At 64.0% G+C, this 25,781-nt stretch carries 20 protein-coding genes and 3 tRNA genes; 3 read left to right on the top strand and 20 right to left on the bottom strand.

Annotation, left to right across the window (positions count from 1 at the left end; translation table 11 throughout):
• Nucleotides 1-102 precede the first annotated feature (102 nt).
• From LMJ29_RS10300 to LMJ29_RS10260, 9 genes are all read right to left on the bottom strand, one after another.
• The gene (locus LMJ29_RS10300; protein ID WP_229605429.1) at nt 103-1,977 is read right to left on the bottom strand and encodes a SurA N-terminal domain-containing protein; all 1,875 of its coding nucleotides are present in this window, start codon (nt 1,975-1,977) and stop codon (nt 103-105) included.
• Between the two features lie 226 nt (nt 1,978-2,203).
• Entirely contained in the window at nt 2,204-2,476 is a 273-nt protein-coding gene (locus LMJ29_RS10295) for an HU family DNA-binding protein (RefSeq protein ID WP_090347470.1), read from the bottom strand.
• Between the two features lie 141 nt (nt 2,477-2,617).
• Nucleotides 2,618-5,014: an endopeptidase La gene (gene lon / locus LMJ29_RS10290; RefSeq protein WP_229605428.1), complete on the bottom strand. Its 2,397-nt coding sequence runs from the start codon at nt 5,012-5,014 to the stop codon at nt 2,618-2,620.
• A 138-nt stretch (nt 5,015-5,152) separates the two neighbouring features.
• Complete coding sequence (clpX, locus tag LMJ29_RS10285) at nt 5,153-6,433, bottom strand: ATP-dependent Clp protease ATP-binding subunit ClpX (RefSeq protein ID WP_229605427.1); 1,281 nt, start codon at nt 6,431-6,433, stop codon at nt 5,153-5,155.
• 101 nt (nt 6,434-6,534) lie between these two features.
• Nucleotides 6,535-7,173, bottom strand: coding sequence for an ATP-dependent Clp endopeptidase proteolytic subunit ClpP (clpP, locus tag LMJ29_RS10280; protein WP_229605426.1), 639 nt, complete (start codon nt 7,171-7,173; stop codon nt 6,535-6,537).
• A gap of 90 nt (nt 7,174-7,263) precedes the next feature.
• Nucleotides 7,264-8,574 carry a trigger factor gene (gene tig, locus LMJ29_RS10275; RefSeq protein ID WP_229605425.1) on the bottom strand — a complete coding sequence of 437 codons (1,311 nt, stop codon included), beginning with the start codon at nt 8,572-8,574 and terminating at the stop codon, nt 7,264-7,266.
• A 192-nt stretch (nt 8,575-8,766) separates the two neighbouring features.
• A tRNA-Leu gene (locus LMJ29_RS10270) sits at nt 8,767-8,851 on the bottom strand.
• A gap of 51 nt (nt 8,852-8,902) precedes the next feature.
• Nucleotides 8,903-8,978, bottom strand: a tRNA-His gene (locus tag LMJ29_RS10265).
• A gap of 30 nt (nt 8,979-9,008) precedes the next feature.
• Nucleotides 9,009-9,085, bottom strand: a tRNA-Arg gene (locus tag LMJ29_RS10260).
• 284 nt (nt 9,086-9,369) lie between these two features.
• Here LMJ29_RS10260 and folD point away from each other — a divergent pair.
• Complete coding sequence (gene folD / locus LMJ29_RS10255; RefSeq protein WP_229605424.1) at nt 9,370-10,224, top strand: bifunctional methylenetetrahydrofolate dehydrogenase/methenyltetrahydrofolate cyclohydrolase FolD; 855 nt, start codon at nt 9,370-9,372, stop codon at nt 10,222-10,224.
• A gap of 100 nt (nt 10,225-10,324) precedes the next feature.
• On the opposite strand, the gene LMJ29_RS10250 is transcribed toward folD, so the two are convergent.
• The 8 genes from LMJ29_RS10250 to ppsA form a co-directional block, all read right to left on the bottom strand.
• Complete coding sequence (locus LMJ29_RS10250; protein WP_229605423.1) at nt 10,325-11,302, bottom strand: OmpA family protein; 978 nt, start codon at nt 11,300-11,302, stop codon at nt 10,325-10,327.
• Between the two features lie 105 nt (nt 11,303-11,407).
• On the bottom strand, nt 11,408-11,998 hold the full coding sequence (sigX, locus tag LMJ29_RS10245; RefSeq protein ID WP_229605471.1) for an RNA polymerase sigma factor SigX: 591 nt from the start codon (nt 11,996-11,998) through the stop codon (nt 11,408-11,410).
• Nucleotides 11,999-12,108: 110 nt separating this feature from the next.
• Nucleotides 12,109-12,933, bottom strand: coding sequence for a mechanosensitive ion channel family protein (locus tag LMJ29_RS10240; protein WP_229605422.1), 825 nt, complete (start codon nt 12,931-12,933; stop codon nt 12,109-12,111).
• 2 nt (nt 12,934-12,935) lie between these two features.
• Nucleotides 12,936-13,184, bottom strand: coding sequence for a CrfX protein (locus tag LMJ29_RS10235; protein WP_229605421.1), 249 nt, complete (start codon nt 13,182-13,184; stop codon nt 12,936-12,938).
• Between the two features lie 54 nt (nt 13,185-13,238).
• Complete coding sequence (locus LMJ29_RS10230) at nt 13,239-14,237, bottom strand: zinc transporter ZntB (protein ID WP_229605420.1); 999 nt, start codon at nt 14,235-14,237, stop codon at nt 13,239-13,241.
• Nucleotides 14,238-14,314: 77 nt separating this feature from the next.
• Nucleotides 14,315-14,800, bottom strand: a complete 486-nt coding sequence (rraA, locus tag LMJ29_RS10225) for a ribonuclease E activity regulator RraA (RefSeq protein WP_229605419.1) — start codon at nt 14,798-14,800, stop codon at nt 14,315-14,317.
• 327 nt (nt 14,801-15,127) lie between these two features.
• Nucleotides 15,128-16,111: an alpha/beta fold hydrolase gene (locus tag LMJ29_RS10220; RefSeq protein WP_229605418.1), complete on the bottom strand. Its 984-nt coding sequence runs from the start codon at nt 16,109-16,111 to the stop codon at nt 15,128-15,130.
• 73 nt (nt 16,112-16,184) lie between these two features.
• Complete coding sequence (gene ppsA, locus LMJ29_RS10215; RefSeq protein ID WP_229605417.1) at nt 16,185-18,554, bottom strand: phosphoenolpyruvate synthase; 2,370 nt, start codon at nt 18,552-18,554, stop codon at nt 16,185-16,187.
• 160 nt (nt 18,555-18,714) lie between these two features.
• On the opposite strand from ppsA, the gene ppsR reads away from it, so the two are divergent.
• Both ppsR and LMJ29_RS10205 read left to right on the top strand, forming a co-directional pair.
• On the top strand, nt 18,715-19,533 hold the full coding sequence (ppsR, locus tag LMJ29_RS10210; RefSeq protein WP_229605416.1) for a posphoenolpyruvate synthetase regulatory kinase/phosphorylase PpsR: 819 nt from the start codon (nt 18,715-18,717) through the stop codon (nt 19,531-19,533).
• A 45-nt stretch (nt 19,534-19,578) separates the two neighbouring features.
• Nucleotides 19,579-20,226 (top strand): LysE family translocator, encoded by a 648-nt coding sequence (locus tag LMJ29_RS10205; protein ID WP_229605415.1) that lies wholly within the window; start codon nt 19,579-19,581, stop codon nt 20,224-20,226.
• A 39-nt stretch (nt 20,227-20,265) separates the two neighbouring features.
• Here the strand turns inward: LMJ29_RS10205 and prpD are convergent, their stop codons facing one another.
• The 3 genes from prpD to acnD form a co-directional block, all read right to left on the bottom strand.
• The gene (gene prpD / locus LMJ29_RS10200) at nt 20,266-21,750 is read right to left on the bottom strand and encodes a 2-methylcitrate dehydratase (RefSeq protein WP_229605414.1); all 1,485 of its coding nucleotides are present in this window, start codon (nt 21,748-21,750) and stop codon (nt 20,266-20,268) included.
• Nucleotides 21,751-21,857: 107 nt separating this feature from the next.
• Entirely contained in the window at nt 21,858-23,036 is a 1,179-nt protein-coding gene (gene prpF / locus LMJ29_RS10195; RefSeq protein ID WP_229605413.1) for a 2-methylaconitate cis-trans isomerase PrpF, read from the bottom strand.
• A 118-nt stretch (nt 23,037-23,154) separates the two neighbouring features.
• Complete coding sequence (gene acnD / locus LMJ29_RS10190; protein WP_229605412.1) at nt 23,155-25,758, bottom strand: Fe/S-dependent 2-methylisocitrate dehydratase AcnD; 2,604 nt, start codon at nt 25,756-25,758, stop codon at nt 23,155-23,157.
• Between the last annotated feature and the right edge of the window lie 23 nt (nt 25,759-25,781).

Genomic DNA, 25,781 nt, shown 5'->3' with positions numbered 1-25,781 from the left:
CCAACAGGGTGCGCCGCTCCCTGGCCGAGGCCAATCCCCGGCACCAGAAAGCACAACGCCCCCTTGCGGAGGCGTTGCGGTTGCACCGTTCAGGCTTGACGATCAGAAGTGCTCGATCTTCGCCTCGGCCTGCAGCTGGCGCATGAAGGACTGGAAGTCCTGCTGGCCGGCTCGCGACGCCAGGAAGCGCCGGTACATGGCCAGTTGCTCGGCAGGGAGTTCAGTCTCAGGCTCGCTGACGCCATTCAGGCGCAGGACCTGATAGTCGCCATTGGCCAGCGACAGCCCCGCGAAGGTCGGCTTGTCGGCAGCGCTCGGCTTGGGCATGCGGAACAGCGCCTGCAGCACCTGGGGATCGACATTGTCCTGGTTGCGCGTGGCGGCCTCGACCACCTGCCAGGACTCGCCCGACTTGGCCTGGACCACCGGGGTCTTGCCCTGGCGCAGCTCGGCCAGCAACGCCTCGCCACGGGCTTTCGCCGCCTCGGCGGCCTTCTCCTTGCGGATCCGCTCGCGCAGACTGTCGGCCAGTTGCTCCAGCGTCTGCTGCTGCGGCTTGCGATGCTCCTTGACGCGCAATACCACCACGGTGTCGGGATCCAGCTCCAGCGCACTGCTGTTGGCCCCCTCGGTCAGCACTTCCGGACTGAAAGCCGCCTGGGTGAACTGACGATTGGCCGCGACACCCTCGCCACCCTCGCGACCGAAGGCGGCAGTCTGCTTGACCTCAAGCCCCAGTTCCTGGGCCGGCTGGCTCAGGTCCGCTGCTTCGAAAGCAGCATCCTCCAGCTGCTTGCTGACCTCGACGAAGCGTTGCTCGACCTGCTGGGCCTTGAGATCGCGCTCCAACTGCGGGCGCATGCTGGCCAGCGGCGGAATCTCGGCAGGCTGGACGTCGTCCAGGCGAATCAGGTGCCAGCCGAACTGGCTCTTCACCGGCGCAGATACTTCGCCGACCTTGAGGGCAAACAGCGCCTCCTCGAAGGCCGGGTCGTAGACGCCCTTGCCGGCGAAGCCGAGGTCGCCACCGTTGCTCGCCGAGCCGGGGTCCCTGGAGAACTCCTTGGCGAGCGCGGCGAAGTTCTCGCCCTTGGCGATGCGCCCAGCCAGCTCGGTCAGCTTGGCCTTGGCCTGCTCGTCATTCAGCTTGTCGCCGGTTTCCAGCAGGATGTGCGAGGCTTTGCGCTGCTCGCCGAGGTTGGCGATCTGCTTTTCGTACTCGGCCTGGATATCCTCGTCGGATACCTTGACCTGATCGAAGAAGGCTTCTTTCTTCAGCTCGATGTACTCAACCACCACCTGCTCGGGCGTCATGAATTCGCTGGCATGCTGATCGTAAAAGGCCTTGAGCTGCTCGGCGCTGACTTCGATCTGCTCGGGACGAGCCTTGATGGCCAGGATGGCAAAGTCACGGGTCTGCCGCTCGAGGGCAGCAAAGGCGCGCACTTCGGCGTCGGTGACGAAACCGCTGCCGGACAGACCGGCGCGCAGTTGACCGATGAGCATCTCCTGCTGCAGCAGTTCGCGGAACTGCATGCGGTTGTAGCCCATCTGGCGGATGACCTGGTCGAAGCGGTCGGCATTGAACTTGCCATCCTGCTGGAACTCGGGAGTGAGCAGGATCAACTGGTCAACCGCCTGCTCGGAGAAGCCGAAACCCGCGTCCGCCGCACTCTGCAGCAGCAGCTTGCGATCGATCAGCGCCTTCAGGGCGCCTTCGCGCAGGCGCTTGTCGTCGAGCAGCGAGGCATCGAACTGGCCGCCCAGCTGTTGCACCAGCTGCCGACGCTGCATATCCACAGCACGCTCCAACTCGGCCTTGCTGACGCTCTCGCCATTGACCTCGGCCGCCTCCTGCTTGTGGCTGGTGGCATTCATGATGGCGTCGAAACCGGTCAGCGCCATGAGTACGATGATCACGCCGATGATGGTCTTGGCGATCCATCCCTGCGAGTTGTCCCTGATAGTTTGAAGCATGCAGCCCCCCAACGCGGCCGGCACCCTACCCAGGCAAGTACCGGCGGGGTTTGTGGCAGAGAATAAAAGAAAGGCGCATCCAAGGATGCGCCTTCTTGATAACTGGCGGAGGGAACGGGAAACCAGCCCCATCCCTTCGGTAGCATGATCGGCGCATTGCCGACCGCGTTGCCTCCTCCGCTACCCGATCGCCATGGCGACCCGGGAACACAAGCCAGAAAGACGCTTAGTTGACAGCATCCTTGAGGGCTTTGCCGGCCTTGAAGCCGGGGATCTTGGCCGCTTCGATCTCGATCGGCTTGCCGGTCTGCGGGTTGCGACCGGTGCGGGCAGCGCGCTCCTTCACGGCGAAGGTGCCGAAACCAACCAGCACAACCGAGTCGCCGTCCTTGAGGGCACCGGTGATGGAATCGATCACAGCATCCAGCGCTCGGCCGGCAACAGCTTTCGGGATATCAGCAGATGCGGCGATGGCATCGATCAGTTCCGACTTGTTCACTCTAAGTCCCCTTGATTCCTGTTGAGTTCGTATTTCGTATCTGGATTCGCTACAGCAAATTCTGTGTGCGTCTGGTTTGCCGACACGTGAGGAGCCGCTTTATATCAAGCGCTCGAAAAGAGTGTCAAGGAAGCATATTAGCTAGTGCGTGCTGATTCGCTCCTTGCCCTCGGCATCGCGCTTGTCGTCTGCACCGACCCGCTCGGGAGCCGCGTCAGACAAGGGCTCTGGCTTGTATTGCAGCGCAATCTGCAGGACTTCGTCAATCCATTTGACCGGTTTGATCTGCAAATCCTGCTTGATGTTCTCCGGGATTTCCTTGAGATCTCGAACATTCTCTTCCGGGATGATCACCGTGGTAATACCGCCGCGGTGTGCCGCCAGGAGTTTCTCCTTCAGACCCCCGATGGCCAGTACCTGGCCCCGCAGAGTGATCTCGCCGGTCATGGCTACGTCGGCGCGCACTGGAATGCCGGTCACCGCGGAGACCAACGCCGTGCACATGCCGATGCCCGCGCTCGGACCGTCCTTGGGCGTGGCGCCCTCCGGGACGTGAATGTGGATATCGCGCTTTTCATGGAAGTCCGGAGCGATGCCCAGGCTCTTGGCACGACTGCGCACTACGGTCAGCGCGGCGGTGATCGACTCGCCCATTACGTCACCGAGCGAACCGGTCTTGATCAGTTGCCCCTTGCCCGAGACCACGGCCGCCTCGATGGTCAGCAGCTCACCACCGACCTGGGTCCAGGCCAGGCCGGTCACCTGCCCCACCTGATCCTGCAGTTCGGCCTTACCGTAGCGGAACTTCTTGACGCCCAGATAGTGCTCCAGGTCGTCAGCACTGACGGTAATACGGAAGCTCTTGTCGCGGGCATGCTCCTTGACCACCTTGCGGCAGATCTTGGCGATCTCCCGCTCCAGGTTACGCACACCGGCCTCGCGGGTATAGAAGCGAATGATGTCGCGCAGGGCGCTTTCCTCGACGCTCAGCTCGCTCTTCTTCAGGCCGTTGGCCGCCGCCTGCTTCGGCACCAGGTACTTGGTGGCGATACTGATCTTCTCCGCCTCGGTGTAGCCGGGCAGACGGATGACTTCCATCCGATCGAGCAGCGGCGCCGGAATGTTCATCGAGTTCGCAGTGCAGAGGAACATCACGTTGGACAAGTCATAGTCGACTTCCAGGTAATGGTCGTTGAAGTTGTGGTTCTGCTCCGGATCGAGCACCTCGAGCAGTGCCGAGGCAGGGTCGCCACGCATGTCGCTGCCCAGCTTGTCGATCTCGTCGAGCAGGAACAGCGGGTTGCGCACGCCGACCTTGGTCATCTTCTGGATCAGGCGACCGGGCATGGAGCCTATGTAGGTGCGCCGATGGCCGCGAATCTCCGCCTCGTCGCGCACGCCGCCGAGCGCCATGCGCACGTACTTGCGATTGGTCGCACGAGCGATCGATTCGGCCAGCGAGGTCTTGCCCACGCCGGGCGGGCCAACCAGGCAAAGCACCGGCCCCTTGAGCTTCTTCACCCGCTTCTGCACGGCGAGGAACTCGAGGATGCGTTCCTTCACCTCGTCCAGACCATAGTGGTCGGCATCGAGAATCTCCTCGGCACGCTTGAGATCCAGACGCACCTTGCTCTCGGTCTGCCACGGCACGTTGGTCAACCACTCGATGTAGGAGCGCACCACCGTGGCTTCGGCAGACATTGGCGACATCTGCTTGAGCTTGTTCAGCTCGGTATTGGCCTTCTGCAGGGCTTCCTTGCTCATGCCGGCGTTGTCGATGCGCCTCTTCAGCTCGTCGACCTCGCTGTGCCCCTCCTCGCCCTCTCCCAGCTCCTTCTGGATGGCCTTCATCTGTTCGTTCAGGTAGTACTCGCGCTGGCTGCGCTCCATCTGCTTTTTGACCCGCCCGCGGATGCGCTTTTCCACCTGCAGCAGGTCGATCTCGGCATCCAGCAGACCGAGCACATGCTCGATACGTGCCGACAGTTCGGTGATCTCGAGGATCTCCTGTTTCTGCTCGATGCGCAGCGCCATGTGCGCTGCCATGGTATCCACCAGGCGCGCCGGCTCATCAATGCCACTCAGCGAACCGAGCACTTCGGCCGGCACCTTCTTACCCAGCTGCACATACTGCTCGAACTGGGTGAGCAGACTGCGGCAGAACACTTCGGACTCGCGCTCGGGAACCAGGCTCTCCTCGATCAGCTCGACCTCGGCACGGGCATGGCTGTCGGCCTCGATGAACCTCGCCACCACGCCACGCTGCCCTCCCTCCACCAGCACCTTGACCGTCCCATCCGGCAACTTGAGCAGCTGCAGGACGCTGGCCACGGTACCCATGCGGTACAGGGCATCCTCGCCCGGATCGTCGTCGCCCGGGTTCTTCTGGGCCAGCAGCAGGATCCGCTTGTCCGAGGCCATGGCCTTCTCGAGAGCCTCGATAGACTTTTCGCGCCCGACGAACAGCGGGATGACCATGTGCGGATAGACCACCACATCGCGCAGCGGCAAAAGGGGCAACTCGATGATCGTCTTCATGCTATCAACTCTTGCAGGGCCCGCCTTAGAGCTCGCGGGCGTGGGACATGACTCCAAGATGGGGGGCGCGCCTGGAAAAAACAAGCTCTTGCGGCCCCCAGAAAGAACAAGGGGGCCATCAGGCCCCTTTGTGGATGCTTACGCGTCTGGCGCAGCCTTGGCGGGTTGCTCGCTCCGCTTGTAGATGAGCAACGGCTTGGAGGCACCCTCGATGACGTTCTCGTCGATGACCACCTTGCTGACGTCGGCGGCCGAGGGAATTTCGTACATGGTGTCGAGCAGAATCCCCTCCAGGATCGAACGCAGGCCGCGCGCACCGGTCTTGCGCTCCAGAGCCCGGCGTGCCACCGCGTGCAAGGCGTCGCTGCGAAACTCCAGCTCAACCCCCTCCATCTCGAACAAGCGCGCATATTGCTTGGTCAGCGCGTTCTTCGGCTCGGTGAGGATTTGCATCAGCGCCGTCTCGTCCAGCTCCTCGAGGGTGGCGATCACCGGCAGGCGACCGACAAACTCGGGGATCAGGCCGAACTTGACCAGGTCATCCGGCTCGACTTCACGCAGGGACTCGCCGACCTTCTTGCCGGAATCCTTGCTGCGCACCTCGGCGCTGAAGCCGATGCCGCCCTTGGTCGAACGGTTCTGGATGACCTTTTCCAGACCGGCGAAGGCCCCACCGCAGATGAACAGGATATTGCGGGTGTCGACCTGCAGGAATTCCTGTTGCGGATGCTTGCGCCCTCCCTGCGGCGGAACCGAGGCGATGGTGCCCTCGATCAGCTTGAGCAGCGCCTGCTGCACGCCTTCACCCGAGACGTCGCGAGTGATGGAGGGGTTGTCCGACTTGCGGGAAATCTTGTCGATCTCATCGATGTAGACGATGCCCATCTGGGCCTTCTCCACATCGTAGTCGCACTTCTGCAGGAGCTTCTGGATGATGTTCTCCACGTCCTCGCCGACATAGCCTGCCTCGGTGAGTGTGGTGGCATCGGCGATGGTGAAGGGCACGTTGAGCAGGCGCGCCAAGGTTTCGGCGAGCAGGGTCTTGCCCGAGCCGGTCGGCCCGATCAGCAGGATGTTGCTCTTGCCCAGCTCGACGTCATCCTTCTTCTCACGCTGACTGAGACGCTTGTAGTGGTTGTACACCGCAACCGCCAGCACCTTCTTCGCACGCTCCTGACCAATCACGTACTGATCGAGGATCGCGCTGATTTCCTTGGGTGCCGGCAACTTGTTGGCATTACTCTCGGCCTGCGCCTCCTGCACCTCCTCGCGGATGATGTCGTTGCACAGGTCGACGCACTCGTCGCAGATGAAGACCGAGGGGCCGGCAATAAGCTTGCGTACTTCGTGCTGGCTCTTGCCGCAGAAGGAACAGTAGAGCAGTTTGCCGGTGTCCTCGCCGTTGCGGGTGTCAGTCATTCGATCAATCCAATCCGGTAGGCATGAACACAAGATGAAGACTATCGCGGGGTTTTTCAACCCCGCGACGGGCCGGCGGTGCCGGCCGGGGCATGGAGTAGTTAGACGGGCAACTGGCGCCGGGTCAGCACTTGGTCGATGAGACGGTAGTTGACCGCCTCCTCGCCACTCATGAAGTTGTCGCGATCGGTGTCGCGGGCGATCACGTCGATCGGCTGACCGGTATGGCCTGCCAGGATACGATTCAGGCGCTCGCGGATGGTGAGGATCTCGCGGGCATGGATCTCGATATCCGAGGCCTGGCCCTGAAAGCCGCCCAGCGGCTGGTGGATCATCATCCGCGAATGCGGCAGGCAGTAGCGCTTGCCGGCAGCACCGCCCGCCAACAGCAGGGCACCCATACTGCAGGCCTGACCGATGCAGATGGTCGACACATCAGGCTTGATGAACTGCATGGTGTCGTAGATCGACATACCAGCCGTGACCGAGCCACCCGGCGAGTTGATATACAGGTGAATATCCTTGTCCGGATTCTCCGCCTCGAGGAACAGCAACTGGGCCACTACCAGGTTGGCCATGTAGTCCTCGACCGGACCGACCAGGAAAATCACCCGCTCCTTGAGCAGGCGCGAGTAGATGTCGAATGCGCGCTCGCCGCGCGCCGACTGCTCGATCACCATGGGCACCAGGCCGCCAGCGGCCTGCACGTCGAGCTGCGAGTCAAACGAATTGCGGAACATTCCTGGTCACTCCCTAAAAATTATTATGTCCTTAGACACATAAGCCAGCACGAGGCTGGCTTATGTAGGACTCTAACAAGTAGGAAGTCTTTACTCGGCTTTGGGTGCTTCTGCCGGCTTGACCGCTTCCTCGTAGGAGACCTGCTTGTCCGTGACAATAGCCTTTTGCAGGACAGTATCCACGACTTGTTCTTCCAGAACAACCGAGCGAACCTCATCCAGCTGCTGCGGGTTCTTGTAGTACCAGGCGACGACCTGCTCCGGCTCCTGGTAGGCGGAAGCCATCTCCTCGATCATGGCGCGGACGCGGGCTTCGTCCGGCTTGATTTCGAATTGCTTGACCACCTCAGCGACAATCAGACCCAGCAGCACGCGGCGCTTGGCCTGCTCTTCGAACAGCTCGGCCGGCAGTTGCTCGGGCTTGATGTTGCCACCGAACTGCTGGACAGCCTGCACGCGCAGACGGTTGACTTCGTTACCGAGCAGGGCCTTGGGCGCCTCGATCGGATTGCTGGCCAGCAGGCCTTCCATCACCTGGTTCTTGACCTTGGACTTGACGGCCTGACGCAGCTCGCGCTCCATGTTCTTGCGCACTTCTGCGCGGAAGCCCTCGACGCCACCTTCCTTGACACCGAACAGGGCGAAGAATTCCTCGCTCAGCTCAGGCAGCTTGGCTTCGGCAACGGCGTTGACGGTCACGGCGAACTCGGCAGCCTTGCCGGCCAGATCGAGGTTCTGGTAGTCCTCGGGGAAGGTCACGTTCAGCACGCGCTCTTCACCGGCCTTGGCACCCACCAGGCCGTCCTCGAACCCCGGGATCATGCGGCCGGAACCCAGCACCAGCAGGGTGCCCTTGGCGCTACCACCAGCGAAGACTTCGCCATCGATCTTGCCAACGAAATCGATGTTGAGCTGATCACCGTTCTGGGCCTCGCGCTCGACCGCCTCGAAACGGGTGTTCTGCTTGCGCAGGATTTCCAGCATGTTGTCGACGTCGGCGTCGCCCACCTGAGCCTGCAGACGCTCAACCGCGACGGATTCGAAGCCGGCTACCTGGAACTCCGGGAACACCTCGAAGGTAGCGACATACTCCAGGGCCTGGCCCTTCTCGAACACTTTCGGCTCGACGGACGGCGCGCCGGCCGGATTCAGCTTCTCCTGCACCACGGCTTCGTAGAAGGTGGCCTGGATCAGCTCGCCCAGCGCTTCCTGGCGAGCGGAATCCTCGTAGCGCTGACGGATGATGCTCATCGGCACCTTGCCGGGACGGAAGCCGGGGACCTTGGCACGACGGGCAGTCTGCTGCAGACGCTTGTTGACTTCGGTCTCGATGCGCTCGGCAGGCACGCCAACGGTCATGCGACGCTCAAGAGCGGAGGTGGTTTCAACAGAAACTTGCATGGGTAATCCTCGTTGCACAGACAAAGCCGGCCCTACCGGCCCATAAATAGGGCATGCATTCTAGTAGGGGATTTCAGAGAAGTCACCCGCCCGGCGACAGAAAAGGAAATGGCGGAGAAAGTGCGAGCACGACATGCTCGCTAACCGCAGCAGCGCGGAAAAACCCGGAAGCTGATCTATCCAGGCGAGGAATGGTGCGGACGGAGAGACTCGAACTCTCACACCTTGCGGCACTGGAACCTAAATCCAGCGTGTCTACCAATTTCACCACGTCCGCGCGACCGGTGCAGAAACGAAAACGCCAGGCTAGGCCTGGCGATTCGGAATATGGGGTGGACGATGGGAATCGAACCCACGACACCAGGAGCCACAATCCTGTGCTCTACCAACTGAGCTACGCCCACCATATTTTTGCTTGAAACCAAGCGCCTTACTGGCGCGCCCGGCAGGACTCGAACCTGCGACCATCCGCTTAGAAGGCGGATGCTCTATCCAGCTGAGCTACGGGCGCGTTTGTGGCTGCAACCCTCTAGCCGGATTACATGACAATCTTTCGATTGTCAGCAAGTTGGCCAACCACCGAACCAACCTTGCTCAGCTCTCGCTGCCTGGGCTGTGCCGGTCAAGCGGGGCACATGTTAGCCACACCCGAACTACCCGTCAACATTTTTTCTGAAAATTTTCAAACACATAGGGCGCTCGACCGGTTTTGCCAGCGAGCTGCCTTTGCCCCACTGTCGCCCCGTGCGAGAATAGCCCACCTTCTTAACTGACTCTTATGGTTCTCCAAGCGTCATGACCGCACAACTGATCGACGGCAAAGCCATCGCCGCCCGCCTCCGCCAACAGATTGCCCAGCGCGTGACCGAACGCGGCCAGCAAGGGCAACGCATCCCCGGCCTGGCCGTCATTCTGGTCGGCAGCGACCCCGCCTCGCAGGTTTACGTGGCCCACAAACGCAAGGACTGCGAAGAGGTCGGTTTCATCTCCCGCGCCTACGATCTGGACAGCAACACCTCGCAGAGCGCCCTCCTGAAGCTGATCGACGACCTCAATGAGGATCCGAGCGTCGACGGCATCCTGGTCCAACTCCCCCTACCCGCCCACCTGGACGCGTCCCAGCTGCTGGAGCGCATCCATCCCGACAAGGACGTGGATGGTTTCCATCCGTTCAATATCGGCCGCCTCGCCCAGCGCATGCCGGTGCTCCAGCCCTGCACCCCGAAAGGCATCATGACCCTGCTGCACAGCACCGGTAAGGACCTGCATGGCCTGCATGCGGTCGTGGTCGGCGCCTCCAACATCGTCGGCAGACCGATGGCCCTGGAACTGCTGCTGGCCGGCTGCACCACAACGGTGACCCACCGCTTCACCCACGACCTGCCCACCCACGTGCGCCAGGCCGACATCGTGGTGGTCGCCGTCGGCAAACCCGGCCTGGTCAAGGGCGAATGGATCAAGGAAGGCGCCATCGTCATCGATGTCGGCATCAACCGCTTGGCAGACGGCCGCCTGGTTGGCGACGTCGAATTCGAGCCGGCCGCCGCGCGCGCCAGCTGGATCACTCCCGTCCCGGGCGGTGTCGGCCCGATGACCCGTGCCTGCCTGCTGGAAAACACCCTCTACGCCGCGGAGAAGCTTCACGACTAAAGCCCGCGGAACACGCGCCTCGACAAGCAGCTCGAATCGCAAGACGCAGAAAAAGAAAAACCCGGCCTAGGCCGGGTTTTTCTTTGCCAGATCGAGCAGATTACTGCTGAACCTGGGCTTCCACTTCGGCTTCCACGCGACGGTTCACGGCGCGACCGGCGTCGGTGGCATTGTCAGCGACCGGACGGGATTCGCCGTAACCGACGGAATCCACGCGACCGGCGTCAACACCGTACTGGTTCACCAGCACGTCGCGCACGGCGGCTGCGCGGCGCTCGGACAGCTTCTGGTTGTAGGCGTCGGTGCCGACGGAGTCGGTGTGACCCTCAACAGTGGTGGAGGTCTGCGGGTACTGGTTCATGAAGTCAGCCAGGTTCTTGATGTCACCGTAGCTTTCGGACTTCACCTTGGCCTTGTCGAAGTCGAACTTCACGTCCAGCTCGACGCGCACGACTTCCGGCACCGGCTCAGCAACCGGAGCAGGCTCGGCAACCGGAGCCACTTCGGCAACCGGAGCCGGTGCCGGGGCACCGCCGCCACCGAAGTTCACGCCGACGCCCACGCCAGCCATCCACTCGGAGTCGCCCTCGTCGAGGTTGTGCATGCCATCAACACCGGCCTTGGCGAAGAAGTTGTCGGTGAAGTAGTACTTCAGGCCAGCACCCAGGTTGGCGAAGGTGCTGTGGTTACGACCGCCGCGATCGGCCTGACCAATGCTCTGGTGAGCGGCACCAGCGGAAACGTAGGGACGCAGACCGATGCCCGGCTCGCCGAAGTGGTAGACGGCATCGAGGGAGCTCAGCTCACCCTCGATATTGCGCTTGGCGGCAGCATGCCCATCGACATCCACACCGTCGTAGACACCATGCGACAGATTGAGCGACACATCGTCGGTCAGGAAGTAACCGATACCGGCACCGTAGAGCGCACCTTCGTCCAGACCGGTTTGAGTGTCAGGCTCGTAGTACTTGGCAAAGCCCTCTGCCTCCACTGCGCCCTGGCCCTGAGCCATTGCAGTGATGGAAGAAGCGGCGATCAGCGAACCGATAACTACGCTCAAGGTGTTTTTCAGTTTCATCCGTTAAATCCCCAGCAAGGTAAATTTAAAGCTGCCCCTTTACGATATGCAGCCAAGCACAAAGTTTAACACAGCACCAGTGAGACAAGCATTTTTCTCAGAAATTCACTCTGCGGCAGAGTCCGCAAATTTCTCGCGCAAGCGATCCAGCGCGCGCTTGTAGCGCATCTTAGTGGCACTCAGACCCATGCGCATGATATCGGCGATCTCCTGGAACTCCAGCTCTGCGACAAAACGCAGCACCAGGATTTCCCGATCGATCGGATTGACATGTACCAGCCAGCGATCCAGTCCACCTCGCTCTTCGACCTTCGGCGCCCGCTCCTCGGAAGCCTCTTCCTGCGGATCGAGACTCAACGCATCGAGCAGGCGCCGCTTGCGCCGGTCCTTGCGATACTGGGTGATGCATTCGTTGTAGGTGATGCTATAAAGCCAGGTCTTGAACTTCGACTTGCCTTCGAAGTTCTTCAGGCCATAAAGCACCTTGAGCATGACTTCCTGGCAGACATCGTCCGCATCCCGTTCATTGCCCAGATAGCGTGCGCAAACGTTGAATAGCGTGCGCTGGTAGCGGCGCATCAACTCTTCGTAGGCGCGCGTGACATGAAACAGCTCGACGTGCGCGCGCTGCACCAACTCCTCGTCGGTGAGCTCGTGGGGATCGTAGCGCTGAGGCAGTGAGTGCGGCTTGTTCAAACGAGGCAGACCGATCGCGATCGGATAGATGATCGCCAGCCACACATCAGCGCGCAGCTGGCAAAGAATGACCGGCTAATTTAGCAGAAAGCGCGCCGGGAAATCCCACCTCAGCGACTGCTGACACGCCGTGCCAGCAGCAGACGGTTGCACAGCGTGACCAACTCGCCCTCATCGGTGAGCAGGATGGTCTTGACGGTGCCAATTTCCTCGATCACCCCCTCGACCTCGCCGACGCGGATCTGCTGGCCGACCTCATAGAGCTCACGCAAGTAGATGCCGGCGATGATCTGTCCGACCACCTCGCGACTGCCCAGCCCCAGCGCCAGCGCCAGCGCCAGGCCGACCGAGGCAAGCACAATGGCGATCACGGTGTTGAGCAGATCGGTCTTCACTTCGAGCTGACCGATGGCCACCGAAATGCTGATGATGATCACCAGCCCCTGGGCAATCCGCCCCAGGCTGCTGCCATACTCGAGGCCGACCCCATCGGCAGCGCCTCGCACCAGACCGCTGGCCAGTTGCGCCAGCAGCACACCCGCCAGCAGCACCAGGGCCGCGCCGAACACCTTGGGCAGGTACAGCGCCAACAGATCGAGCGTCGCCGAGACACGCTGCAGGCCCAGCGACTCGGCTGCCGAAACCAGGAACACCAGCAGGACGAACCAGTACACGACCTTACCCACCAAGGTCGACACCGGCGCATGGATGCCACCGCGCTCCAGCAGACGGGTCAGGCCCGCCCCCGTCATCAGGCGGTCCAGACCAAGCTTGGCCAGCAGCTTGGATAGCAGCGTGTCGAGCAGCTTGGCGACGACGAAGCCGAGCAGCACCACCACCAGCGCCCCCACCAGATTGGGGATGAAACCGGCGAGCTTGCCCCACAGGGTGCTCATGGCGGTCAGCAGGCTCTGCGTCCAGATATCGAATTCCATGATTAGTCAGCCTTATGCGCGCGCCGCGCAGTGGGATGCAATCGACGAGTGGCGGGCACCTTGCGGGCGGTACCGCTATCGAGACCGATCATCAAGGCCTCGAACCAGTGTCCGAGCAGGTTGAACAGATCGCCAGCGCCCACTTGGCGATTAGCGGCCTTGAGCACGCGATTCAGGCGGGCGCTGTCGGCCGACTCGGTCGGGGCGCCCCTGAGCAGATCGCGCAGGGATTCTTCGAAGGGATCGTGCATAGCGACCTCCACGGTGTCTCTGTTCGAGACGCGCCAGCATTCCGGCGGGTCACATCACAACCAGCGCAGCCGGCGAAACAGCCACCACTGAAACGCGGCCATGACGCCTATCACCAGGCAGGCGAAGAAGAAGCCGTGGGGATGCTCGGCGCCGGGAATCCCGCCGACGTTGGCACCCAGCAGACCGGTGACGAAACTCATCGGCATGAAGAATCCGGTGATGATCGCCAACATATACATGGTGCGGTTCATCCGCTCGGTGATGCGACGATGCTCGGCCTCCTGCAGCAGGCTGACTCGCTCGCGCGCCAACTCCAGCTCCTCGAGATTGCGCGTCAGACGGTTGAACAGCTCGCTCCAGTAGTCGGTATCGTCGGACAGGAACCAAGGCGGCGGATTGCGCCCCAATTGCGCGTAGATGTCCCGCTGTGGCGCCAGGTAACGGCGCAGGCCGGCCGCCCGTCGGCGCAAGGCCAACAGCAAGGGGCGACTGGGCACCCGTTTCTCGCTCAGGTCGAGGTTCTCTTCCTGCTCGTCGATCTGCTCGGCCAGACCGGCCACCAACCGGTCGACGCCGTCGGTCAGCGCATCGGCCAGAAACAGCATGACCTCGGAGGGAGATTTCGGCCCCTCGTTGCGCGCGAAGGCGTCGCACAACGCGGCAGTGGCCTTGAGCGGGCGCAGGCGCAGGGAAATGACTCGCCGCTCATCGGCGTAGATGCGCAGCGAAACCATGTCCTCAGGCGCCGCGCCGGGGTTGAGGTTGACCCCGCGCAGGAACAGCAGCAGCCGCTCCCGCCCCAACGGCACCAGCCGCGGCCGGGTCGCCTCCTCGAGCAACAGGTCGCAGGCGAAGTCGCTCACCCCGCCGGCTTCACGGAGCCAGCGCTGCGCCTGGGGCACGCTGCGATCCCAGTGCAGCCAGAGGCTCTCCTGGGGGCGTAGATCGAGGACATCCAGCTCGTTGCGCCGGACCTGACGAGCGCCGCCCTCGCCATCCAGCACATAGCCATGGACCAGGCCGCGCTCGTTGTCGCCTTCATACGACTGCATCCCGCCTCCCGCAGAACGACGCACCTCGGAACACCCGCCGGCGACCCGATGAGCCGTCCGGCTGGCGCATCCGCCCGTCACTCGGGCATTTTCAACTCGTCACGGGAGACGATGATGCCGTTGTTGTCGGCATAGACATATTCGCCCGGCACAAAGGTCACGCCACCGAAGGTGACCGGAATGTTCAGGTCACCGATGCCGCGCTTCTCGGTCTTCATGGGATGGGTCGCCAGCGCCTGCACGCCCAGATCAGTCTGGGCGATCACGTCGACGTCGCGGATGCAGCCATACACCACGATGCCTTCCCAGCCGTTCTTGGCGGCCTTCTCGGCCAGCATGTCGCCGAGCAGGGCACGACGCAGCGAGCCGCCACCGTCGACCACCAGCACCTTGCCCTTGCCATCCAGATCGACCTGATCCTTGACCAGCGAGTTGTCCTCGAAGCACTTGATGGTCACGATCCGGCCGCCGAAGGAGTCGCGGCCGCCGAAGTTGCTGAACATCGGCTCGACAACGGCCACATCCGGATAGGCATCGCACAGATCGGGGGTAACGTATTGCATGTCAGATTCCTTGCAGTTAGAGATCGACGGCCGTGCGCTTGTCGCCTGAGCCGGCAACAGCCGCAGCAGCGGCGAACGGACAGCATTGACGGCTCGGCCACCAGCCCGCTCGCAGGTGACAACCGAGCCCGGCTGCCGAGGGCAGTTTGCCGGGAGCGGTACCTGTCGGTCACCGCCCGAGCAGCGAACGCCCGTTGACCGGGCAGGCCTTGCGGTAGCCCTTACGTACGGATGGAGCAAGCGCCCAGAGAACCGAACAACCCGCTCCCGTGCACGCGCTCGCTTCATCCCGCTGGTGATCCTAGCCGCAAGCTCGCCGGCGGGAAACTAGGCAAACGTAGGGGAAATCTCCGTCGCAGGCAGCGGCAGGCGGCCGAACCGCAGCCAGCTCTCCAGCAGCGGCCAGACCTCGCGCTGGGCATTCTTGCCCTGCAGCAGCTCGACGTGTCCGTAGTCCTCGGCAAAGCCGTCGGCCCGCCCGCAGCGAACGAATTCGCGCTGTGCCGAACCGAAACACTCGAGCAGTTGCCGGCAGGCGCCGGCCGGATCGGTGCGATCATCCGTTCCCGCCAAGGCCAGCACCGGCACCTCGACGTCCGCCAGCTGGGCAGCCCAGTCCTGCTTGCCCTGCCCGAAGCGGCCGAACAGGCTGAACCAGCGCAACACTTCCCTCACTACGCCAGCCGGCTCCTCCTCCGGACCGCGCCCCAGCCAATCGGCAGCGACCGCCTCCCGGCCCCGCAGCCTCAGGCGCGCCACCCAGTTCAGCGGCGGCAGCTTGAGCGACCAGTGCAGACGACGAATCTGGCAGCCCGCCAGGATCAGCGAAGCGACCCGCTCCCCGGCCAGGTCGCCACCGGCCAGCGCCGCCGCCAGGGTCAGGCCGCCCAGCGAGTGACCCAGCCAGTGCGCCGGCTGACCACACTGCTCGTCGACGAACGCGGCGATCGCCGGCAGGTCGTAGCGCGCGTAGTCGACCACACAATTGTCTCGATAGCGCTGGTTGCGCGGGGAAAGGCCGTGGCCGCGCATCTCCGCCAGCCACACGTCGAAGCCGGCACGCGCCAGCCAGGCGCCCAGGCCGTTGCCATTGGCCGTATACCAGAACCGCCGGTTGGCGAAGCCGCCGTGCAAGAGAACCACCGGCACCGCGCGCGCGGCCCCATCGGCGCGCCCCAGACGGGTCAGCGCCAGCTCCACCGAGCTGTCCGGGCTGTTGTTGGGCTTGAGGAGGTAGACGTCCTCGGTGAGGTCGCCGCGCAACTCGGCGCTGACCAAGGCGACGGGGAAGAGTTTGCTGCTGCTTTGCATGCCGTTCTTTTTCTGGACGCACAAAAAGGGCGGGATTGCCCCGCCCTCTCGCTTCACCGCATCAGGACTGCGGTCAGGCCTGACCTTCGGCGAGGAAGAACCAGGTGTCGAGCACCGAATCCGGGTTCAGCGACACGCTGTCGATGCCCTGCTCCATCAGCCACTTGGCCAGGTCCGGGTGGTCCGACGGGCCCTGACCGCAGATGCCGATGTACTTGTCGGCCTTGCGGCACGCCTGGATGGCGCTGGACAGCAGCTTCTTGACCGCCGGGTTACGCTCGTCGAACAGGTGGGCGATGATCCCCGAGTCGCGATCCAGGCCCAGGGTCAGCTGGGTCAGGTCGTTGGAGCCGATGGAGAAGCCGTCGAAGAACTCGAGGAACTCCTCGGCCAGCAGCGCATTGGACGGCAGCTCGCACATCATGATCACGCGCAGGCCGTTTTCGCCGCGCTTGAGGCCGTGGCTGGCGAGCAGGTCGATGACCTGCGAGGCCTCGCCCAGGGTGCGCACGAACGGGATCATGATCTCGACGTTGCTCAGCCCCATCTCGTTGCGGACTTTCTTGATCGCCCGGCACTCGAGCTCGAAGCAGTCGCGGAAGCTCTCGCTGATGTAGCGCGAGGCACCGCGGAAGCCGAGCATCGGGTTCTCTTCCTCGGGCTCGTAGAGCTTGCCGCCGATCAGGTTGGCATACTCGTTGGACTTGAAGTCGGACATGCGCACGATGACCTTCTTCGGCCAGAAGGCGGCGGCCAGGGTGCTGATGCCCTCGACCAGCTTCTCGACGTAGAAGTCGACCGGATCGCCGTAGCCGGCGATGCGCTTGGTCACACTGTCCTTGATCTCCACCGGCAGGCTGGCGAAGTTGAGCAGCGCCTTGGGGTGCACGCCAATCATGCGGTTGATGATGAATTCCAGGCGGGCCAGGCCGACGCCGGCGTTGGGCAGCTGGGCGAAGTCGAAGGCGCGATCCGGGTTGCCGACGTTCATCATGATCTTGAACGGCAGATCGGGCATGGCATCCACCGAGTTCTGGCGGATGTCGAAGCCCAGGGCACCTTCGTAGATCAGGCCGGTATCGCCCTCGGCGCAGGACACGGTGACCTGCTGGCCGTCCTTCAGCACGCTGGTGGCGTTGCCGCAACCGACCACTGCCGGGATACCCAGCTCACGGGCGATGATCGCCGCGTGGCAGGTACGCCCGCCGCGGTTGGTGACGATGGCGCTGGCGCGCTTCATGATCGGTTCCCAGTCCGGGTCGGTCATGTCGGAGACCAGCACGTCGCCCGGCTGCACCTTGTCCATCTCGGCGATGTCGTGGATCACCACCACCTTGCCGGCGCCGATGCGCTGGCCGATGGCGCGGCCTTCCACCAGCACCTTGCCCTTTTCCTTGAGCAGGTAGCGCTCCATGACGTTGGCGCTGGAGCGGCTCTTCACGGTTTCCGGACGGGCCTGGACGATGTACAGCTTGCCGTCGTCGCCATCCTTCGCCCACTCGATGTCCATCGGGCGGCCGTAGTGCTTCTCGATGATCAGCGCCTGCTTGGCCAGCTCGGTGACCTCGGCGTCGCTCAGGGCGAAACGGGCCCGATCGGCGAGGTCGACGTCGACCACCTTGACCGAGCGACCGGCCTTGGCCTCGTCGCCGTAGACCATCTTGATCGCCTTGCTGCCCAGATTGCGGCGCAGGATGGCGGGACGGCCGGCCTCCAGGGTCGGCTTGTGCACGTAGAACTCGTCGGGGTTCACCGCGCCCTGCACCACGGTCTCGCCGAGGCCGTAGGCGCCGGTGATGAACACCACGTCGCGGAAGCCGGACTCGGTATCCAGGGTGAACATCACGCCGGCGGTGCCGGTTTCCGATCGCACCATGCGCTGCACGCCGGCGGACAGGGCGACCAGCTTGTGGTCGAAGCCCTGGTGCACGCGATAGGCGATGGCGCGGTCGTTGAACAGGGAGGCGAACACTTCCTTGGCCGCGCGGATCACGTTGTCCACGCCACGGATGTTCAGGAAGGTTTCCTGCTGGCCGGCGAAGGAGGCGTCCGGCAGGTCCTCGGCGGTAGCGGAGGAACGCACGGCCACGGCCATGTTGTCGTTGCCATTGGCCATGGCGGCGAAGGCGGTGCGGATCTCGGCATCCAGACGGGCCGGGAATTCGGCGTCCATGACCCACTGGCGGATCTGCGCGCCGGTCTTGGCCAGGGCGGTCACATCGTCGACATCGAGGGCGTCCAGGGCGGCATGGATGCGATCGTTCAGACCGCTCTGCTCGAGGAAGTCGCGGTAGGCCTGGGCGGTGGTGGCAAAGCCGCCAGGTACGGAAACGCCCGCTCCAGCGAGATTGCTGATCATCTCGCCCAGCGAGGCATTCTTGCCCCCTACGTGCTCTACATCGTGGACGCCGAGCTTATCGAGGGAAACTACGTACTCTACCAAGGTGACCTCTCCCCTAAGTGTGTGCGGATACAGCTTCTCGGTCGGACCCAGGCTTGTGGCCGGGCCCGGCAAAATAAGTAACAATGCCGGCGTACGGCAACGGGTGCGCCACGGCTCTCCCAAGATAGCCGAGAATCAGTCCTCCACGGCCAGGGCGCTCATGAAACGCACCGCTTTCTTCATTTCCGACGGTACCGGCATCACTGCCGAAACTCTGGGTCAGAGCCTGCTCGCTCAGTTCGAGAACATCAACTTCCACAAACTGACCCGGCCGTACATCGATACCGTGGAAAAAGCTCGCGCAATGGTACAGCAAATCAACGCTGCTGCCGAGGCGGACGGGGTACGCCCGATCATCTTCGATACCATCGTCAACGGCGAAATCCGTGACGTGCTCGCCGGCTGCAACGGCTTCATGGTCGACATCTTCTCCACCTTCCTGTCGCCGCTGGAGCAGGAACTGAGCGCCCACTCCTCCTACACGGTGGGCAAGTCGCACTCCATCGCGCACAACCCCAACTACATGGAGCGCATCGACTCGGTGCACTTCGCCCTCGACAACGACGACGGCGCCCGCACCCACTACTACGACAAGGCCGACCTGATCTTGGTCGGCGTGTCGCGCTGCGGCAAGACGCCGACCTGCCTGTACATGGCCCTGCAATTCGGCATCCGCGCCGCCAACTACCCGCTCACCGAGGACGACATGGAGCGCCTGCAATTGCCCGCGGCGCTCAAGGCACACAAGAGCAAGCTGTTCGGCCTGACCATCGATCCCGACCGCCTGGCGGCGATCCGCAACGAGCGCAAGCCCAACAGCCGCTACGCCAGCTACGCCCAGTGCGAGTTCGAGGTGCGCGAGGTGGAGAGTCTGTTCCGACGCGAGAACATCCCCTTCATCAACTCCACGCACTTTTCCGTGGAGGAGATCGCCGCCAAGATCCTGGTGGAGAAAGGCGTCGAACGCCGCCTGAAATAGCCCCTTTTCGATAGCACTCGTGGCCGACTGGCCGAGGTGGTTGCCATGACCCTGATGGATGCCGTGCTGTTCGCACCGATCGCCGCCCTGATCGCCCTCGGGCCGGGGCCGAACAACTTCTGCGCGCTGAACAACGGCATCAACTACGGGGTACGCGCCGCGCTGCTGGCGACCTTCGGGCGCCTGGTGTCCTACGCCATCTTCCTGTTCATTTCGGCCGTCGGCCTGGGCGCCATGCTGCTGGCCTCGGAGCGCGCCTTCACCGCCATCAAGTGGGCCGGCGCGCTCTATCTCGTCTACCTGGGCATCAAGACCTGGCGCAGCAGCGAGTTCGGCGGCCTGGACGCGTCGCCGGCCGCAGCCGAGGACGCCGACCGCCGCGAGGCGCCGATCCTGCGCCTGATGCTCAACGAGTTCCTGGTCGGCATGAGCAATCCCAAGGCCATCCTGCTGTTCGCCGCGATCTTTCCGCAGTTCATCAAGCCGGAGCTGCCCACTGCGGAGCAATTCCTCTACCTGGGCAGCACCTACCTGCTGATGGAGCTGTGCGTCGGCTCGCTGGCCTACTCGCTGTTCGGCCGCCAGATCCGCCGCGTGGTGCGCAGCGCCAAGGGCGTCAGCCGCCTGAACAAGACCACCGGCACCTTCTTCATCGGCGCGGGCGGCGCGCTGATCGGCGTCAGCAACCACTGACGACGGCAAAGCAAGCCCGGCCGCCGCCTCGCGCCCTCCTCAGTTCACCAGCAACTCCACGAAGCGGTCGACCGCGGTGGCTTCCAGGCGCGCCTGATCCTGGCACAGGGCGAGGATCCGCGCGCAGCGCAGCGCCGGGAAACGGGTCGCCAGGTTGGCGCGGAACTTCTCCTCCAGCAAGGGAATGCCTTCCGCGCGGCGCCGCCGGTGGCCGAGCGGGTATTCGACCGCCACCTGCTCGGTACTGCTGCCGTCCTTGAAGAACACCTGCACGGCATTGGCGATCGAGCGCTTGTCGGCGTCCAGGTATTCGCGGCTGTAGCGCGCATCCTCGACCACCGCCATCTTGCCGCGCAGCTCGTCGATGATCGGATGAGCGGCATGGAAATCGTCCTCGTAGGACTCGGCCCCCAGCTCGCCGAAGGCCAGCGGTACCGCGACCATGTACTGCAGGCAGTGGTCGCGGTCGGCCGGATTGGCCAGCGGGCCGACCTTGGAGATGATGCGGATCGCCGACTCGTGGGTGGTGATGACGATGCGGTCGATCTCGTGCAGACGATCCCTGACCTGCGGATGCAGCCTGAGCGCCGCCTCGCAGGCGGTCTGCGCATGAAACTCGGCCGGAAAGCTGATCTTGAACAGGATGTTCTCCATCACGCAGCAGCCAAAGCCCTGCGGCAGGTGGAAGCGGCGCCGGTCGGCCGGCTTGGCCGCCAGATCCTTGTTGGTGTGGCTGAACAGCACGTCGTAGAAGCCCCACTGCGGCGCGGTGAGCACGCCGGGAATGCCCATCTCGCCGCGCAGGGCAATGTCGGCCAGACGCACGCCGCGGCTGGTGGCATCCCCCGCCGCCCAGGACTTGCGGCTGCCGGCGTTGGGCGCATGGCGATAGGTGCGCAGGGCCTGGCCGTCGACGAAGGCATGCGACAGCGCCGAAAGCAGTTGCTCGCGGTCGGCGCCCATCAGCCGGGCACAAACCACCGTGGAGGCGACCTTGACGAGGATCACGTGGTCGAGGCCGACGCGGTTGAAGGAATTCTCCAGCGCCAGCACGCCCTGGATCTCGTGGGCCATGATCATGGCTTGCAGCACCGCGCGCATGCTCAGCGGCGCCTCGCCCTGCGCCCGGCGCCGCTGCGACAGGTGATCGGCGACGGCGAGAATGCCGCCGAGGTTGTCCGACGGATGGCCCCATTCGGCGGCCAGCCAGGTGTCGTTGTAGTCCAGCCAGCGCACCATGGCGCCGATGTCCCAGGCGGCCTTGACCGGATCGAGGCGAAAGCTGGTGCCCGGCACGCGCGCGCCGTGCGGCACCACGGTGCCCTCCACCAGAGGACCGAGGTGCTTGGTGCACTCGGGGAAGCGCAGCGCCAGCAGGCCGCAGCCGAGGGTGTCCATCAGGCAGAGCCGGGCGGTATCCAGCGCCTCGGTGGAGAAGGCCCCATAGTCCAGCACATAGTCGGCGATGTCCTGCAGGACCCGGTCATAGTCGGGGCGGACGTTGAGATCGAAGGTGGCGGACATCGGGGCTTCCTCCGGCGAACGGTGGGAGAAAGCTTAGCCGCCCGAAACGAAACGCCCCCGCTGCCGGTCGGCAACGGGGGCGCGGGCTCATTCGGCGCTGGCGAGCGTCAGAAGACGTCGCCCGGCACGCGAACGAAACCTTCCATCAGCACGCGCGCGCTGCGGCTCATCACCGCCTTGGTGGCGGTCCACTCGCCATTGACGATCTCGGCGGCGGCGCCGACCCGCAGGGTGCCCGACGGATGACCGAAGGTCACCGCGTCGCGCTGACCGCCACCGGCCGCCAGGTTGACCAGAGTGCCCGGCACCGCGGCGGCGGTGGCGATGGCGACCGAGGCGGTGCCCATCATGGCGTGGTGCAGCTTGCCCATCGACAGCGCGCGCACGCAGACGTCGATCTCGCCGGCCGCAACGGTCTTGCCGCTGGAGGCCAGGTACTCGGTGGCCGGCGCGACGAAGGCGATCTTCGGCGTGTGCTGGCGCGCCGCAGCTTCGGCGATATCGGCGATCAGCCCCATCTTCAGCGCGCCGTAGGCACGCATGGTCTCGAAGCGCGCCAGCGCCGCAGCGTCGGAGTTGATGTCCTTCTGCAGCTCGGTGCCGGTGTAGCCGATGTCGGCGGCATTGACGAAGATGGTCGGAATGCCGGAGTTGATCATGGTCGCCTTGAAGGTGCCGATGCCCGGCACTTCCAGATCGTCGACCAGATTGCCGGTGGGGAACATCGAGCCTTCGCCGTCGGCCGGGTCCATGAACTCGATGACCACCTCGGCGGCCGGGAAGGTCACGCCGTCCAGCTCGAAGTCGCCGGTTTCCTGCACCTCGCCGTTGGTGATCGGCACATGGGCGATGATGGTCTTGCCGATGTTCTTCTGCCAGATGCGCACGGTGCAGATGCCGTTGTGCGGGATGCGCGAGGCATCGACCAGACCGCCGCTGATGGCGAAGGCGCCCACCGCCGCGGTCAGGTTGCCGCAGTTGCCCGACCAGTCGACGAACGCCTTGTTGATCGCCACCTGACCGAACAGGTAGTCCACATCGTGATCCGGCTGCTCGCTCTTGGCGACGATCACGGTCTTGGAGGTACTGGAGGTGGCGCCGCCCATGCCGTCGATCTGCTGGCCGTACGGATCGGGACTGCCGATCACGCGCAGCAGCAGCTTGTCGCGGGCTTCGCCGGGCACCTGGCAGGCGGCCGGCAGATCCTGCAGACGGAAGAACACGCCCTTGCTGGTACCGCCACGGATATAGGTGGCGGGGACACGAATCTGGGGTACATGCGCCATGGGAATTTCGTCCTCATGAGACTGTGCCGCCACGGGGCCGCACAGGAAGGAAAAATGCTTGAGGCAGGCACCGCCCCACCCGCCTGGCGGGCGGCTGGGGCGGTGCTGCGGATGCCAATCAGGCCTGGCCGAGGAAGTCCTTGGCGAAGCGCTGCAGCACCCCGCCGGCCTTGTACACGTTCACTTCGGCAGCGGTGTCGAGACGGCAGGTGACCGGGACGCGGCTTTCTTCACCGTTCCGGTGGTGAATGACCAGGGTCAGGTCGCAGCGCGGCGACAGCTCGCCTTCGATGTCGTAGCTCTCGGTGCCGTCGAGGCCGAGGGTCAGGCGGGTGGTGCCCGGCTTGAACTCGACCGGCAGCACGCCCATGCCGACCAGGTTGGTACGGTGGATGCGCTCGAAGCCTTCGGCGACGATCACTTCCACGCCGGCCAGGCGCACGCCCTTGGCCGCCCAGTCGCGCGAGGAGCCCTGACCGTAGTCGGCACCGGCGACGATGATCAGGTTCTGCTTGCGGTTCATGTAGGTTTCGATGGCCTCCCACATGCGCATGACCTTGCCTTCCGGCTCGACGCGGGCCAGCGAACCCTTCTTCACCTGGCCGTCGACCACGGCCATCTCGTTGATCAGCTGCGGGTTGGCGAAGGTGGCGCGCTGGGCGGTCAGGTGGTCGCCGCGGTGGGTGGCGTAGGAGTTGAAGTCCTCTTCCGGCAGACCCATCTTGGCCAGGTACTCGCCGGCCGCCGAGTCCAGCAGGATGGCGTTGGACGGCGACAGGTGGTCGGTGGTGATGTTGTCCGGCAGGATCGCCAGCGGCAGCATGCCCTTGAGGGTACGCTCGCCGGCCAGCGCGCCTTCCCAGTACGGCGGACGGCGAATGTAGGTGGACATCGGACGCCAGTCGTACAGCGGGCTCTTGGCTTCCTCGATGGTGCCCAGATCGAACATCGGGATGTAGATCTGCTTGAACTGCTCCGGCTTCACCGAGGCGGCGACGATGGCGTCGATTTCCTCGTCGGACGGCCACAGATCCTTCAGGGTGATGGGGTTGCCCTGACTGTCAGTGCCCAGCACGTCCTGCTCGATATCGAAGCGCACGGTACCGGCGATGGCGTAGGCGACCACCAGCGGCGGCGAGGCCAGGAAGGCCTGCTTGGCGTACGGATGGATACGGCCGTCGAAGTTGCGGTTACCGGACAGCACGGCGGTGGCGTACAGGTCACGGTCGATGATTTCCTGCTGGATCACCGGATCCAGGGCACCGGACATGCCGTTGCAGGTGGTGCAGGCGTAGGCGACGATGCCGAAGCCGAGCTTTTCCAGCTCGCTCAGCAGGCCGGCCTCTTCCAGGTACAGCTTGGCGACCTTGGAGCCCGGGGCGAAGGAGGTCTTGACCCACGGCTTGCGCAGCAGGCCCAGCTCGTTGGCCTTCTTGGCCAGCAGGCCGGCGGCCACCACGTTGCGCGGGTTGGAGGTGTTGGTGCAGCTGGTGATGGCGGCGATGATCACCGCGCCGTCCGGCAGCAGGCCTTCGGCTTCCTCAGCCTTGGCAGCAGCCAGCTTGGCCTCGTCGGCGATGCCGCGCTCGTGCAGGGCGGAAGTCGGCAGACGCTTGTGCGGGTTGGACGGGCCCGCCATGTTGCGTACCACGGTGGACAGGTCGAATTCGAGCACGCGCTCGTACTCGGCGCCGATCAGCGCGCTGGCCCACAGGCCGGTTTCCTTGGCGTACTGCTCGACCAGGGCGACCTGCTCCGGCTCGCGGCCGGTCAGCTTGAGGTAGTCGATGGTCTGCTGGTCGATGTAGAACATCGCCGCGGTGGCGCCGTACTCCGGGCACATGTTGGAGATGGTGGCACGGTCGCCGATCGACAGGCTGTCGGCGCCCTCGCCGAAGAACTCGACGTAGGCCCCCACCACGCGCTCCTTGCGCAGGAACTCGGTGATGGCCAGGACGATGTCGGTAGCGGTGATGCCCGGCTGGCGCTTGCCAACCAGCTTGACGCCGACGATGTCGGGCAGGCGCATCATCGACGGATGGCCCAGCATCACGGTCTCGGCTTCCAGGCCGCCGACGCCGATGGCGATCACGCCCAGCGCGTCGACGTGCGGGGTGTGCGAGTCGGTGCCCACGCAGGTATCCGGGAAGGCCACGCCGCCGCGGGCCTGGATCACCGGCGACATCTTCTCCAGGTTGATCTGGTGCATGATGCCGTTGCCGGCCGGGATCACGTCGACGTTTTTAAAGGCCGTTTTCGTCCACTCGATAAAGTGGAAGCGGTCCTCGTTGCGACGGTCCTCGATGGCGCGGTTCTTCTCGAAGGCTTCCGGATCGAAGCCCGGAGCTTCCACGGCCAGCGAGTGGTCGACGATCAGCTGGGTCGGCACCACCGGGTTGACCTTGGACGGGTCGCCGCCCTGCTCGGCAATCGCATCGCGCAGACCGGCCAGGTCGACCAGCGCGGTCTGACCGAGGATGTCGTGGCAGACGACGCGCGCCGGATACCACGGGAAGTCCAGGTCACGCTTGCGCTCGATGATCTGCTTCAGCGAGTCGGTAAGCATTTCCGGCTCGCAGCGGCGCACCAGTTGCTCGGCCAGCACGCGGGAGGTGTACGGCAGCTTGTCGTAGGCACCGGGCTGGATGGCTTCGACGGCCGCGCGGGTGTCGAAGTAGTCCAGTTGGGTACCGGCCAGGGCTTTGCGATATTCAGTATTCATGGGGCGGAGACTCAGGCGATATC

This window comes from Pseudomonas oryzagri, from assembly GCF_020831405.1.
In the GTDB taxonomy this organism is placed as follows: Bacteria; Pseudomonadota; Gammaproteobacteria; order Pseudomonadales; family Pseudomonadaceae; genus Geopseudomonas; species Geopseudomonas oryzagri.
Note: the sequence above shows the minus strand (reverse complement) of the source record. Positions and strands in the feature narration are given on the sequence as shown.